This window comes from Paenibacillus sp. FSL R5-0517, assembly GCF_037974355.1.
Classification (GTDB): Bacteria; Bacillota; Bacilli; order Paenibacillales; family Paenibacillaceae; genus Paenibacillus.
On record NZ_CP150235.1, the window covers coordinates 920968 to 935673 of the forward strand.

A 14706-nucleotide genomic window follows, 5' to 3' on the forward strand; every position below is an offset into this window, starting at 1 on the left:
CATACCATACTAAAGTTCATATCATAAACCAAAAACAGTCGGATGCCTATGCATTCCGACTGTTTTTGTTGTTGAATTATTTTAATCCGATCACTACTTCATTTTACTTTAGTTATTCCAGTACTCTTGCTCCCGTTCTATTCGAAGTAATACGTGACGTCTGAATTACTTGCCGTAGGAATCAAGTACATAAAGCTTGGGTCCACTTGCAAATAGATGGTCAAATCGGATACGCCCAGATTGGGAACGGTTAGACTAAACCGACCGTTAGCATCCAGCTTCACCGTTTCAGTACGAATATGCTTTTCGTCAGGTGAAGGACCGTGGATCTGGAAAGAGAATGTTTTGCCTGCATAAGCGGTGAGGGTTCCGCGTACGATCCGCTGTATATACGAATTGCATCAGATGATTATCCAGGTAATCCTCGTTCCCGGTATCCGGTTCTTGTGGCTCTGTTCCAGGTTCTGTCCCAGGATTCGGTGGATTAGTACCAGGCTCTTGTGAAGGATTGCTGACCGAGAAGAAACGAGTCTGATATAAGATTTCTGCTTTGGACCCGTTTTTCTTTTTCAAACCGGTAATGCGAACGTTGAACGTATCGCCTGCCTTCAGGGATTTCAAGTTATCCGGACGGAAAATGACAGCGTAGTTATATCCGTAACCATCTGTATTTACATTGAAAAAGGCCTTTGCAGGATCACTGCTAACCGGCGTTTTTGCTCCCAGTGTCCACGTTTTCTGATCGGATGAACGCAAAATCTCCACTTGTACCTCGGAGTTGGAAGGCTTCGCAAAGACGTCTGGATTCAGCTGTGCAGACCAGGCTTGTGACACATGGAATGCTTCAATCGGGAATGCCCCTTTGCTTGGATACAAGTTGTAATTGTAATTTAGTTTTCCTGAACGGCTTGTATCCATCACTTGCATGGTACTGAATTGGCTCGCATAATTTTTGTTGTCCCGGGATGCGATCCCGAAGCCGACTTTCTTCAGTTGCGGACTCAAAATCCAGCGGCGATGACCAAGTGCAGCAATGTTACTGGCATCCGAATCATCCATATATGCTTCGACACTTTTGACTGCAAGATTTCCTTGAACGCCATAGGCAGCATATAGATTGGAACTTGAAGCCGATTTGGCTCCCAGATCAAAAAAGTCTTTTGGCATATCGGCAGGACGGACCGGGAAATGAGTCAATTCTCCGGTAGAGACCACAACTGCTCCATGTTGGGCTTGACGATTAAGCGCAGCGTCCAGAACGAGATCCCCATCCAGACCGGAGATATAACGATAGAAGTTGGCTGCTCCTAAAGCTTGCTCTAATGTGGAATCACTTACTACACCAGCGACGTAAGGTGCCTTGGTCGAGGGATTCTGAGTGAATGTAGCAGTTTGGTTCCTGCCACTCATCCATTGCGTCCATTTTTGACTGATTTCTTGTTCACTTCGCTCAGGCAGCAGACTGTCGACAGGGGCCGCAGCGATTGGCTGCGTTCCGAGCAGCATAAACAACAGACCTGCCAGAGGAAGAGAGAGTAGCGAGCGGATGTACCTTTTTTGAATATACATGTTCTGATCTCCTTCTAGTTAAAAATGATATGATTATGTATTCGGTGTATATTATCGACATTAAAGGTATAATTCGTTAGTTTTGTGGATGGAATTGGTGTTCAAATTCAGCGATTTTTCAGCCAGAGCGATTATAATACTCACGGAATCCTGTAATGGAAAAGGAGTTTTGGCATGTCTAAGATGCTGCAAAAGTCGTTTTATCTCATTTTGCTCGTGTTTGTTGCGGTGTTTATTGCTTCATCCTTGTTGGTTCGGGCACAGTACAACTACGCCTTGTATGGGGACAATCCCATTTTGGGCATGCAGCAGTGGAGTATTTTTCTGCCGGTCATTCTTTTGCTTCTTGGTTCAGGTGTCGGGTTATATGCGCTTTGTCTGAAACTGAACAAATACACTCCAAAAGTTGTCATTCCAATCGTGCTGTTATGTTCTCTGGCCATTCAGATTATCATCATTTTCGTATTTCCAAGAGTGCCTACGGATGATTCGCAGACGGTTCTTTCACTCGCCATGAACATGCTCTATGACCAGGATTACTCCTCGTTTGAAACGGGCGGTTATTTGCACATGTTCCCGTTTAACTACTCGATCGTACTGTACCTGAAGACGTTGCTGTACCTGTTCCCGGACAACTATCTGGTTATCAAACTATTCAATATTTTGTTTTCAACATTAACCACATTCATGATTTACCTTATTTATAAACAAGTGAATGACAGATCCACTGAACGTGATTACGGTGTGTTGATCTTTGCAGCGACGTACCTGCCGTCCTTGTTCCTGAACAACCTGATCTATAACGATGTGATTGCCACAGCATTTCTGACATCGTGTTTATACTTTATCATTCGTTTTGTGCGTGAAAAGTCTTGGAAAACAATCATCCTTGCCGCCATTTTTCTCGCGATGGGCAATTACTTTCGAAGCATCGGTGTTATCGTGCTAATCGCTGCTATCATCTATATCCTGCTGAATATGCGGAGCATCGGAGCGAAGAAAGTTGTCATTTCCATCGGTGTGCTAGCTATGTTGTTTAATGTACCAACCTGGACTCAGAATGCAGTTCTTCAATCCTCCGGTGCTGTGAGTGAACCTGTTGGAGAGAATGCTGCACCAGTCTATATGTGGCTCAATATGGGGATTAATCTGGAGCGTTTTGGCTTTTGGGACAATATGGAGAGTTATCAGATCTATCAAAGGCAGGCCAACTACAATAAGGCCGAGAGCGCAGCATTGTTCAAACAAGAGATTGGCAGCAAGCTGTCCGAAGCAAGTGCGAGTGACTTGGTGCAGATGTATTACAAAAAGATCATATGGACCTGGACCGAAGGGACATACCAGATGGACCGATACGGAATCGGCAATGAAAGTTCCATCGGTGCCGGAAGAGGAAGGGGAGGCGCAATCGCAGGGTCCTATAGCTATACCAATGCGGTAACAGAACTGATGCAGGGGGATTCGGCTTATCGGACAGGATTACTCTGGATCGTATATGTGATGAATTTCCTGATGTACTGTTTTATTCTCATCCGGTTGGTCGGTGGAATTCGTCGTAAACGGTATGACGAAGTTTCATTGATTCTGGTCATTCTCGGATTCATCGGTTTTTATATTCTCTGGGAGATTAAGTCCAGATACATCTATCCTGTATATCCGTTGTTGGTTGTGCTGTCCTATATGGGGTTCAAAGACACGTATGACTTCATATTCCATCGTAAAGGTACCTTGGAGCAATATTCTCTGAGAAAAAGGTGATCATATGCGAAAAAAACAATATTTCACATCGGTTACGCTATTCCTGTTGCTAGGATGCTTGGTTATGCTGACGGCTTGCGATGTTATAACCGCCCAGAATATTACCAACACCGGTTCTGTACAAGGTATAAACGGGTTTGGGATGCCAAATGGTGGCGGTCTGGGCATGAACGGAGGAACACCAAGAGGTGGAAGGGGTACCCCGGGCACGAATGATCGAACAGGCAGTCCCGACATGACGCAGGGGACGATGAATGCCGACATTACGGGTAGAATCGTCTCCGTGGAGGGAAACACAGTTACGCTGGCGTTACTTGAAATGCAGGACACCTCATCTCCAAGCATGGAATGGAAGGATACCGGAATGGAATTGAAATTGAATATAAAAGATGATGTCACTATCACTGAAGGCATGGGGATGCCACGCTCGGGCAAATCAAGCCCGAGTGCGAATACGTCCATTCAAGTGTCTGATCTTCAAAAAGAAAATATCGTGATGGTGTGGTATAAGGATAACTCTGAGACGGTGGAACGGATGATGGTTGTGCAGTAAAAGATGATGGGATTATCGTCATTTTGTAATTGCTTACAATAGGGTTATCGGCTATTATGGAAACAACTGGTTTTTTTAAAGGGAGTGAGCGTCATGAAACGACGGTCTAAGATGGTATGTTCGATCACTACAAATAAGGTAAGAATGAACTGAATACTTCCGGCAGACCATTAGACGAAGGGTGGAACACTTTTAGTTTCCCAGTCCGATCTGAGTTCTGCCGACATATAGGGATATAACTGCTCAATTTTTCTGGCGTATGCGAGGTTTATTTGCTTGTGCAAATTTCTCATACACTCAGAATTTTTAAAAGCCGCAGGCATAGCCTGCGGCTTTTTGCGCGCAAAAATAGGCAGACGATGGCTATAAACCATCCACACGAAATGATTAAAAAGGAGAAATGCCCATGTTATCATTAAAATATTTATTTCAAAATAACAACCTTGCCGAGATGATTCTGAAGAATTGGAGTTATGATCCCGAGTCACTGGATATGTTTCAGTATTATCGCATATCCTCCAATGCCGTGTATCCGTTTAGAGATCAGGGAGAGGTCCGATTGCTTCGATTTGCCCCGGTAGAGGAAAAGAATAAAATCAACCTTAGCGCTGAACTGGATTTCCTCCGTTATCTTCGAACGAATCATTATGGAGCCATGGAGGTGGTACCTGCCCATTCAGGAACAGAACTCGTAGAGACTCACACGCCGTGGGGAACATACTACGCTTCCGTATTCAAGCGAGTACCCGGATCGCAGTTAGGGAGCATTGAACTAAATGACTCCATCCTGTACAGCTATGGTGAGGCTTTGGGTGAACTGCATCATTTATCGCGATCATTCATACCTGCGCAAAAGGAGAAGCAACGCTGGACCTATACAGATGTTTTGGATTGGATGCAGAAGATTTTGGAGGGGTTTCCTGCGGAGGCGGCTGCTCTGAACGAGGTAGAGCTTCTTCAAACGTATTTTGCAGCATGGCCGATAAACAAGCAAAATTTTGGACTTATCCACTACGATTTTGAACCGGACAATGTCTTCTATGACGAAAAAAAACAGTCTTGTTATGCCATTGATTTCGATGACTCGATGTATCACTGGTACGCGATGGATGTGGAGCGAAGTCTGGATAGTCTGCGTGAGGAGATCGAGCCTGAGCAATGGGAGCAGAAGAAACAATGGTTCCTGAACGGGTACTGGTCCAAGGCGGGAGAACGTTATGATCTGGAGAGCATGTTCCCCGCATGTCGCCGGTTTGCCAATCTATATGGATACGTGCGTGTGCTTCGGTCTGCCGAAGAGCAATTTTCACATGAGCCGGAATGGATGAGTGCACTCAGAGCAAAATTGAGTCAGAAGATGGCTGAACAAGCGGAGCAATTTGGTCATCCGATGTAAAGTCTACACGTAAACAGTGATCCCATAGATTAAACATTGAACGTAAGTCACATCCCATACCAGAATCAATCCTCATAACTAACAAACCAGCTTGGGAAATCGAATGTAGAATCCCCGAGCTGGTTTTGAGCACAGGTTACCCCGCTGATTCGGGGCAACTCATGCTCTTTCTACATATGTATCTATTTGGTTAGTCGAGACTCAGATCGAAATCAGGCTCACACATATATTCTAATGGGTACAGATCGTCACGTGCCGAGATTAATGCACGGAAATGCAGATCCTTGATACTGTGCTCAGATGCGTTTCCATCGGCGTGATTGGAGACAAGTTCAGCTACAACAAACACATCTTCTGCGAGGTTACATTTAAACAGAACATTCTTCGGATGAATAACTTCCTCCAGGTAACTGTATGTCATCACATGAAATGTTTGTGCACGCCAGTTTGTCTTGATTACTTTATAGGACTGTGTGCGAACTAGGTCCAGATAACGTTCCAGCTGGAACGTATGTTCAAATTGCGTAATATAACCTTGTTTATCTACATCAATCGTAAACTCCACATCGTAACTGACATGCATTTCATCTTTATAAGTTCCGTTCATGACCTTCATGACGTCAAAGTGTGATCCGAATGCCGGATCCTCCACATAGGGAATGGTTACGAGTTCGGCATTAACATAATCTGTAATCTTACTGTTCGTGGAAGGTGGACTGTAATATTTCGATGGCTGAAGATCAATGGTTCCAATCATGCTTCCAGGAAAACCGGGGCTGCAAGTTATTCGCATAGTCATCTCCTTCGTTGTTGGTCAGTAGTTAGACGAACGAGTAAGAAGAAAGTTGCACCAGAATAAGGAAGTGGAAGGATGGAGCTAATAGTTCGCACTTCTGCGTAAAATTTGGATCAGAGTCAGTGTATTAATGCATTTTTTGGGGGGGTTTTTATATTCAGAAAAATATATGCTTTATTTTTGATCTTTTATAATCCAAATATCGTTAATTGTAGGTAGAGGAGGTGAGGGAGCGTTGAATGATGAAGAGCTTATTCAAGAGATTCATGAAGGTAGCCGAGCTGCAATGGAAGTACTGGTGAAACGGCATTATAAGACGATATTTGCTTATGTTTACCGAAAAACCGGAGAATACCATACTGCTTATGATCTCACACAAGAGGTATTTATAAAAATGATGAATTCACTGAACAAGTATCAGAACACAGGTAAATTCAGTCACTGGTTACTGAAGATTGCAGTGAACCATTGTAGAGATTATTATCGTGGGCGGGAGTTCAAGCAGCAACAAAGAGAGAGTGAATTAACTGAGGAGGCGTTCCCTGCCAGTGAACAACAGAACGTTTGGAATATTTTTCATAAGCGATATCAGAACGAACAAGTCAGGCGGGCAGTATTAAGTTTGCCTGATCACCAGCGAGACGCAGTCATTCTAAACTATTACAATGGATTGAAGATCAGGGAAGTTGCTGAACTTACGGGAACCAATGAATCTACCGTAAAGTCACGCATTCGATTAGGGATAACGAAATTAAAGGAGATTATTGTGGGAGGTGAACGGGATGAAAAGCAGAGGAAACGGAGATAAATCGAATCCCGTGGCAGAGTTGGAAATAGAAGAGTACCAACAAATAGCTTCATATCTGGATGAGTATCCGGTCGAATTTCCATCCGAGATGGAGATTGACAAGACAATTAGAATACTTGATACATATATGCCAGATCACATGAATGCTCAATCGAAACAAAAATCATCTGGGATTTCAGTCAAGGAATTGTTCCAGTTAGTTTATAGTGAGGTTGCTGTCTTCCACAAATCTTACTGGTTAGTCTGTTCAATGCTATTGTTGTTCGGCTATTGGCTAGGTACCCACAGCACGACAGACCCGTACATGAGTGTACTCTTTATAGTTCCTGTCCCATTTGTACTTGGTTTGCTAGAAGTTTTCAAAGGTCGAGATCAAGGATTAATGGAAATTGAATTGACCTGCAAAATTACAGCACAGCAACTGATGCTTACCCGTCTAATCGTAGTGCTCACTGGGAATATGGCGTTTGTTTTTTTGCTTAATTTGCTTATATCAAGCGAACCAGGTGTTTCCTTATCATGGAGTGCTATCGGCCTCGCGTATACACAGCTTATGATCGCAGCAGGTACAAGTCTATGGCTCGCGATGCGTGTCAGAGGCGGGACAGCCGTTAGTATATTTTTAATTGTATGGTTCGCACTGGTTTGGCTTGTATTAAGTAATCCCGGATTGAAGACTCTACTTCAATCAATTCAGCCCGCAGTAGTTATAGCGATGGCTCTATGTGGAGTTCTACTATTGATCAGTCAGATCTATGAGATGGCAAGGAAATATACATTAAAGACAGAAAGAGGTTACTCCTTTGATACTGACCATGGATAACGTATCCAAGAAATACAGGAACAAGTTGGCGGTAAAAGAAGTCTCACTGGAACTATCCAGTGGTGGTGTTTATGGCCTCCTTGGACCGAATGGAGCAGGGAAGACAACATTGCTTCGCATGATTGTAGACATTTCCAAGCCCACGTCTGGACAAATTTTGTTGAACGGGCGGCCTATCCAAAACATGGGGGAACATTATCGAAGTTTGTTGGGCTACATGCCGCAACGATTTGGGTTTTATAACCGATTCAGTGCTTATAAATTTCTCATGTATATGTGCTCTTTGAAAGGGATTGGTATTAATCAAGCTTCAGCACGTGTACAGGAAACGTTAGTAAAGGTGGGCCTTGAAAATCAGGCACAACATAAAATCCGCACATTCTCCGAAGGGATGAAGCAGCGATTGGGAATTGCCCAAGCTTTGCTGAATGATCCACAAATTTTAATTCTTGACGAACCTACAGCTGGATTGGACCCCAAAGAGCGCATTCGATTTCGTAACATTATCGGTGAGCTGGGAAGAGATCGTATTGTAATGTTATCTACGCATATCATTTCTGATTTGGAGTTTTCATGTAAGCAGATGATTCTGATGAATGAAGGGCAGCTCATCGCCCATAATACTCCGGAAGAGATTATGAGCCGGATGAAAAATACCGTATGGAAAGCGAAATTGAATTCGCAGCAACTTGCTGATCTTACCTCTCATTTCAAAGTAAGTGGTTTGTCTTATGAGTCAGATGGAATCGTAGCCCGAATTCTCGCCAAAGAAAAGCCTGTTCCCCAAGCCGTACCAGCATCACCTCGGCTTGAGGACGTATATATGCACTATTTTGGAGAGGAGACGAAGTCTTGATTCGTTTAACTCAATTCGAGTTTTATAAAATTATAACGCGTAAAAGCATTGGTATAGCGATGTGTATTTTGATTGTTTTTCTAGTCGTATACTCATTTTGGAGGCATCCTGGGATAATGGATGGTTCAGGTTTCTACAAACCTTATGAAGGTCCAATTACAACAGAGAAGGTAAAAGTCGCACATAATCAATATGATTCCCTCTGGGATAGTCCCGAGGGTAGATACCAATATGGTGCATTTTACGATATTGTGTTTTTTTCTCCGGAAACGATCAAGAACAGCACACGATATGATGATCGTGGCAATGTCATGGAGCGAACAGTGAATGTATCGGAAATTTATTATAATAAACCTTGGGGCTACTTATTGGAATACATTGATCAATACGGTGTAGTTTTTATGATGATTATGGTTCTACTAGGGTTGGCTCCAGTATTTACTGAAGAATATGCATTAGGTACAGCATCATTACTGCGTAGTAGTAAAAGAGGCAAAAGCAAGCTCGTATCGGCAAAATGCATTGCTTCCATATTGTACGTTGTTATGTGTGTCATTTTATTTACTGGGATAAACTTGGTTTTATATTGGTTAAGGTTTGGTAATCTGGCTGGGGCGAATACTTCTATACAGAGCGTGGGCATGTACGTTTACAGTTTTGATTATGAGTTCTCACCGTATACTTTTAATGCTTTTCAATATTATTTGGTTCAATTGTTTACTCATATAGCAGGCAGCTTGGTCTTTGCATCTATTGTTTTACTGGTATCCGTTCTCAGTTCTACATCCTTTATAGCTACAATTGTGAATACTGTGATAGTAGGTCTGCCATACTTGGCCTTTGACGTATTAAATTTAAATTCCGGGTCATTAAAGTGGGTAGAAAAATTTTCGATAAGTACCATGATACGGGTAACAGGGCTTTATCAAACACCAATAAACTATTCCTTATTTGGACTGAATATGTCTTATTTAACCTTATATATTGTTGTGATGGCGTTCATTACTGTTTCGACTATACTTGCCACATATCGTATATTCCACAGCAGGGAAAGGTTTTTTGAGTGAAGCTATTTTATTAGAAATAAGGTTCGCAGTTACTGCGGGCTTTTTTATTTGCAGAGATACGGGCACTATTTCCAATCTACCTTCTCTTTTGATACAGTAACTGTAGGACATATCGGAGGTTATATCATATATGGAACAAGCACTTCAGATCCTGATGCAAAATGCACGAGCAGAAGAGAATACCTTGTTGTATATGCTGCATGAGGAAGCACGTTTCGATCAGGAACTATTCTGGCAATACGTGAACAGTATTGTGGAACTGACTCGTCTTACTGCCAATCAGCCTTTGGATCGAGAACTTTCCAGTGCCGTTAGTTTCACCTATTCCAAAATCATGGAGTATCTGCAATGGCATCAGTTGGATCGTGATGTGTATGAGATTAAACAGTTTCCATATGTCTACGCACATCAGATTGTGAATCTGCTAGGCAACGTAGTTAACGGTTTCTATCAAGGTATCGTACCCGCTGAAGCCAGTTTCGATGAGGAGTTCCCCAATCCAGCCTTCACAGGCGAAATGGCAGAAGAGCAACCAGCCGTTCTGCAGCTGGGCTACTATAAACAACATACGAATGTACACGCCCTTGGCTTCCGCGAGGAAGATGGGGCGTATCGAATTGTTTTGAACGAAGAAGAGGATCGGGATCTTGCAGATTCCAGGCTGAGTCGCCGAGAGGTGGAGGGAACGTATCTTTTTACGGCCCCCGATGCCAGCAGCGCCTACCAATGTTTTCACGAATGGGTCATGGAGAACAGTGCCCCGTATCGCTCTTGGAGAGGAGTCCATCGAATGAATGTGAATGAACATGTAATTGAACAGCAGCCGCTTACCTTTGTGGGAATCAAACAAACATTTTCTTGTGTGGATGGTGAAAATTTAAGAGGGATCCCCAAGATGTGGCAGGATGCTTTGGCAGACGGCATTGAGGAACGTTTAAACGGGTTCAATAATGGAGCTATTCCCGGTCTGGTGGGCATCTGTGTAGATCAGAGGGAGCTGCATGACAATCAAATGGAGTACTGGATTGCCACTTCTCACACAGGTGAAGTGCCTGAAGGCCTGGTGTCCATCGAACTGCCCGCGTCCCATTGGGTTGTATTTGAGGCCGACGGATTAGAGCCGGAGGCGATACAACGATTGTGGCACCATATTATGACAGAGTGGTTTCCCTCCACTTCATATCAGCATGCAGGTATTCCGGAACTTGAAGTATATAGAGGTCATGGCACACCCCCCCAAGTCTGGATACCTGTAAAATCACTGTGAGCAAAATTGAAATAGGAGGGCTACGATGTTATCCAATAAAGTAATTGAACACTGCCAGGAGCAAGGCTGGTGGCATGAAGATGTTCCGGCAGCATACGAAGACGCATTACGGAAGCTTGAGATTGATCTTCATTCGGATTTTGCCCAATTTTATTTACATGCAGAGGATGGACCGACTTTTTACAGCAGGCATCAGGAGTTGTATCAGATCTGCTGGTTTATGGAGAACACCGTATATATGGAAGACATGAATGTAGCACAGCTTACACTGGGACTTCCCGAGGCGTATATTCCACTGGACAGTTTTGAAGGTGAAGGTGGATTTTTCTACAACCGTCGGACGGGAGAAGTGGTGCTGGTGGAATTGGGGGAGTCCATCGAACGGTTTCTAAATGGCGAGAGCAAACCGCAGTGGGCTGATTTCAATGCTTTTCTGGAATGGTATTTCGTCCTGGAGGAGGAGACGGTGCAATGAAAGATCTGACACCGGAACATGCCGAACTGGAGCGACAAATTATAGAAACGGTAGAAGCCGGTAATGTGCTGGATGAGACGCAGCAGCATGAACAAGCACTTATCCATTATGATCAGGCATGGGGCATGTTGCCCGAGCCGAAGATGGAATGGGAGATCGCAAGCTGGATCGCATCCTGTCATGCGAATGCACATATCGATCTGAAGCAATATGAACTGGCAAAGCCGTGGGCTGAGATATCGTTACATACGCGGAGTACGGATAGAAATACGAGTCCATTGATCGATCTCGGCATGATCTGCATGAGACTTGAACAGCATGACGAGGCGTATATGTATCTGCACCAGGCGTATGAGTTCGGCAGAGAGCGGGCATTTCAGGGAAGTTCGAGGGACGTACTGAGTTATTATAAGGAAGAGCGGGCTAGGCGCAAGTAGAGCCAATTCCATATCCATACCATGCAACGAAAAGGGTACCCCGGTTTGGCCAAACATGACCCAGGAGTACCCTTTCAATTATTACGGCATGTTCGACTTCATCTAATCCGAAATGTTACGCGTATAGTATTCAATAATATCCTTACGACGGATAATACCGAGGAAGACACGATCGACATCCACCACGGGCACAAAATTTTGGTCTGCTGCAAGTGTCAGCATATCCTCCATTTCAGCCTCAATGAATACACATTCATTATATACCCGATTGTTAATCTCATGGACTTGAACCTGATCCATCGTATCAAAAGTCAATCCGGGTGTATTTCGCATTTTCCATAACAAATCGCCTTCGGACAGGGTAGCAACATATTTTCCATCCTGGTCAATCACGGGAATGGCGGTGTAGTGGTGCGATTCCAATTGCTCAATAGCATCTTTCATGGAAGCGGTAGACTTGATATAGGCCACTTCGGCTTTGGGGAGTAAAAAATAGCTGATTTCCATCATCGGGCTCCTTTTCAGCCTTTTGCATAGCAAAAAAGCTTTAGTATGTAATCTCACTATCCTTATTTAAACATATTATGTGAGCTTTCGGCTATTTTTAATGATAAATTCGTCAGATTTGTTTCATTGTTTAAATGGCGCTGGAAATCTATAGTGTATATTAGAGGTGATGTAACCATGAAATCCAAACGTAAATTAATGTACGGACTGCTACCCATCTTGTTTGCAGGTGGAATCGGAATGTATCTATACATGCAGAATAACAAAGAAGCAGAAGCCAAGCCCCAGACTACCGTGAATCAGTACGTAGAGCATCTGCAAAAAAAGGAGTTTGACCAGCTGTATACCTTGATGACGTCTGCTTCGCTGCAAGAGTCCGGCATGAACAAGGAACAATTTGTTGAAAAATACAATGCGATCTATTCAGGTATGGAAGTATCCACCGTCAAGGCAGAGGTTAAGCCAGTAGATATTGCCGAAACGGCGGCCGATGGCAGCAAGACCGATGCAGAGAAACAAAACCCGGATACATATGAGGTGGATTATAACCTGCAGCTGACAACTTTTTTGGGGGAAGTCAGTGAGACGCATACATTGAAACTGGTTCGACTGGAGCTTGAAGATGGAAGCAAAAGTTGGAAAATTAACTGGCAGCCCTCGCTGATCCTGAATGACATGATTAAGGGCAGTAAGGTACGCGTGAGGACACTGTTCCCTGAGCGTGGAGACATTGTGGATCGTGATGGTTTGCCATTGGCTACCAAGGGTACGATGAACGAATGGGGCATTGTACCTGGGAAACTTGGTGATAACCCGGACCAGATGATTACCCAAATCGCAAATCATTATCAGGTTTCGGAAGATGCCATTCACAAGGCGCTTGCACAGACATGGGTGAAGCCGGAGTACTTTGTCCCGATTGGTTCAACAGAGGAGTTTGACGTGCCAGAATCTTTGAGCGGGGTTACGATGCAAAGCAAGGAAATTCGTTATTATCCACTCGGCGATGCGGCTGCGCACCTGATTGGTTACGTGCGTAAAGCCACTAAGGAAGATCTGGATAAGGATACAGAAGGCTATTATCGCGCAGAGGATTGGATTGGCAAAGCGGGTTTGGAGCAGTCCATGGAGAAACAGCTGCGTGGTGAACGTGGTGGATTGATTGAAATTACGGATGAATCCGGCAACTCCCGTTCTGAGCTTATTCGCAAGGATGCTGTAGATGGACAGAATGTTCAACTGACGATTAGCTCCAAACAACAGAAGAAATTGTATCAGACATTGTCCAGTGGTGGAGACGCCGGTGCGATGGTTCTGATGAATCCGACGGACGGCAACTTGCTGGCGTTGGTGAGTGCGCCTTCCTATAACCCGAACAAGATGGTTACAGGACTTACACAGGCAGAGTGGGATGCTTATTCGGCAAATGAGAAGCTTCCTTTTATCAATAGAGTAACTACTCGATATGCTCCAGGCTCAACCTTCAAAGCAATAACTGCGGCAGCAGGCCTAATGGAGAAGGTAACGACAGCGGACAAAACCCACGAGATTTCCGGTTTGCAGTGGCGTAAGGACGACAGTTGGGGCGGATATTACGTCAAACGGGTGAAAAGCCTGAGCCCTGTCAATATGGTCGATGCTCTGGTGTATTCCGATAATATTTATTTTGCGATGGAAGCCACCGAGATGGGCAGTGCAAAGTTCATCGACGGAATTCAAAAGTTCGGGTTTGATGACAATTTCGGGTTGGATGAGCTGTACCTGAAGCCAAGTCAATATGCGAATAATTCTCATAAAGACCTTTCCTCCGAAGTGCTGCTGGCTGACACATCCTATGGACAGGGTGAAATGTTAATGTCGCCAATTCATCTCGCTGCTGCCTTTACGCCATTTGTGAATGAAGGAAAGCTGGTGAAGCCTGTTCTGATCGCTGGCAAAGAAAGCACGGACTCTGAGGTAATTATTACTCCCGAAGCTGCAAATACAGTTAAGAATGCTTTGGAAGAAGTGGTTTCCCGGCAGGGAGGCACCGCCCACACCTTGAATTCAATTCCTGGAGGGCTCGCAGGCAAGACGGGAACAGCCGAATTGAAGGCGAAAAAGGGTGAGAAGGGGCAGGAGAATGGATTTTTCGTAGTGTTTGATACCGACTCTCCGACCTACCTGTTAACCGCTGTAATTGAAGAGGTGGATGGCAGGGGAGGAAGCCATTATGTCGTGGATAAATTAAAACCTTTTTTGGAAAAGTTGGAGATTACGCAGTAACTCCGATGTAATGTATGAGTAGTCTTCTAATATTTTTATATATGCTAATAGAGTGATCAGTTATCACTAGAAGTTGATAACTAATCACTCTTAATTATTTTTATTTGGAGAATTTAATGTGTTCTGAGA

At 44.0% G+C, this 14706-nt stretch carries 14 protein-coding genes; 11 read left to right on the plus strand and 3 right to left on the minus strand.

The annotated features are described in order from the left end of the window. Positions 1 to 309: 309 nt before the first annotated feature. Positions 310 to 1569, minus strand: a complete 1260-nt coding sequence (locus tag MKX40_RS04195) for a CAP domain-containing protein (protein WP_339239610.1) — start codon at positions 1567 to 1569, stop codon at positions 310 to 312. 174 nt (positions 1570 to 1743) lie between these two features. Here MKX40_RS04195 and MKX40_RS04200 point away from each other — a divergent pair, with 174 nt between their 5' ends. The 3 genes from MKX40_RS04200 to MKX40_RS04210 all read left to right on the plus strand — a co-directional run bounded on the left by MKX40_RS04200 (position 1744) and on the right by MKX40_RS04210 (position 5276). After that, the gene (locus MKX40_RS04200) at positions 1744 to 3327 is read left to right on the plus strand and encodes a glycosyltransferase family 39 protein (RefSeq protein ID WP_339239612.1); all 1584 of its coding nucleotides are present in this window, start codon (positions 1744 to 1746) and stop codon (positions 3325 to 3327) included. 4 nt (positions 3328 to 3331) lie between these two features. Then, a complete protein-coding gene (locus MKX40_RS04205) occupies positions 3332 to 3880 on the plus strand; it encodes a hypothetical protein (protein ID WP_339239614.1) in 549 nt (182 codons plus the stop codon). Positions 3881 to 4286: 406 nt separating this feature from the next. Beyond that, entirely contained in the window at positions 4287 to 5276 is a 990-nt protein-coding gene (locus tag MKX40_RS04210; RefSeq protein ID WP_339239617.1) for a phosphotransferase, read from the plus strand. A 190-nt stretch (positions 5277 to 5466) separates the two neighbouring features. On the opposite strand, the gene MKX40_RS04215 is transcribed toward MKX40_RS04210, so the two are convergent. Further along, complete coding sequence (locus tag MKX40_RS04215) at positions 5467 to 6069, minus strand: hypothetical protein (RefSeq protein WP_339239618.1); 603 nt, start codon at positions 6067 to 6069, stop codon at positions 5467 to 5469. 238 nt (positions 6070 to 6307) lie between these two features. On the opposite strand from MKX40_RS04215, the gene MKX40_RS04220 reads away from it, so the two are divergent. The 7 genes from MKX40_RS04220 to MKX40_RS04250 all read left to right on the plus strand — a co-directional run bounded on the left by MKX40_RS04220 (position 6308) and on the right by MKX40_RS04250 (position 11805). After that, positions 6308 to 6880 (plus strand): RNA polymerase sigma factor, encoded by a 573-nt coding sequence (locus tag MKX40_RS04220; protein ID WP_339239619.1) that lies wholly within the window; start codon positions 6308 to 6310, stop codon positions 6878 to 6880. Further along, the gene (locus tag MKX40_RS04225) at positions 6855 to 7703 is read left to right on the plus strand and encodes a hypothetical protein (protein WP_339239621.1); all 849 of its coding nucleotides are present in this window, start codon (positions 6855 to 6857) and stop codon (positions 7701 to 7703) included. The genes MKX40_RS04220 and MKX40_RS04225 overlap by 26 nt, the downstream gene beginning before the upstream one ends. Beyond that, the gene (locus MKX40_RS04230; RefSeq protein WP_339239623.1) at positions 7684 to 8559 is read left to right on the plus strand and encodes an ABC transporter ATP-binding protein; all 876 of its coding nucleotides are present in this window, start codon (positions 7684 to 7686) and stop codon (positions 8557 to 8559) included. The genes MKX40_RS04225 and MKX40_RS04230 overlap by 20 nt, the downstream gene beginning before the upstream one ends. Positions 8560 to 8675: 116 nt before the next feature. Continuing rightward, positions 8676 to 9626 (plus strand): hypothetical protein, encoded by a 951-nt coding sequence (locus tag MKX40_RS04235; RefSeq protein WP_339239625.1) that lies wholly within the window; start codon positions 8676 to 8678, stop codon positions 9624 to 9626. Between the two features lie 130 nt (positions 9627 to 9756). Then, positions 9757 to 10893, plus strand: coding sequence for an Imm41 family immunity protein (locus MKX40_RS04240; RefSeq protein WP_339239627.1), 1137 nt, complete (start codon positions 9757 to 9759; stop codon positions 10891 to 10893). A 25-nt stretch (positions 10894 to 10918) separates the two neighbouring features. Next, positions 10919 to 11368 (plus strand): hypothetical protein, encoded by a 450-nt coding sequence (locus MKX40_RS04245; RefSeq protein WP_339239628.1) that lies wholly within the window; start codon positions 10919 to 10921, stop codon positions 11366 to 11368. Next, a complete protein-coding gene (locus MKX40_RS04250) occupies positions 11365 to 11805 on the plus strand; it encodes a hypothetical protein (RefSeq protein ID WP_339239629.1) in 441 nt (146 codons plus the stop codon). The genes MKX40_RS04245 and MKX40_RS04250 overlap by 4 nt, the downstream gene beginning before the upstream one ends. Before the next feature lie 102 nt (positions 11806 to 11907). Here the strand turns inward: MKX40_RS04250 and MKX40_RS04255 are convergent, their stop codons facing one another. Continuing rightward, on the minus strand, positions 11908 to 12312 hold the full coding sequence (locus MKX40_RS04255; protein ID WP_074093601.1) for a CBS domain-containing protein: 405 nt from the start codon (positions 12310 to 12312) through the stop codon (positions 11908 to 11910). Positions 12313 to 12489: 177 nt separating this feature from the next. Here MKX40_RS04255 and MKX40_RS04260 point away from each other — a divergent pair, with 177 nt between their 5' ends. Then, on the plus strand, positions 12490 to 14577 hold the full coding sequence (locus MKX40_RS04260) for a penicillin-binding transpeptidase domain-containing protein (RefSeq protein WP_339239632.1): 2088 nt from the start codon (positions 12490 to 12492) through the stop codon (positions 14575 to 14577). Positions 14578 to 14706: the final 129 nt, after the last annotated feature.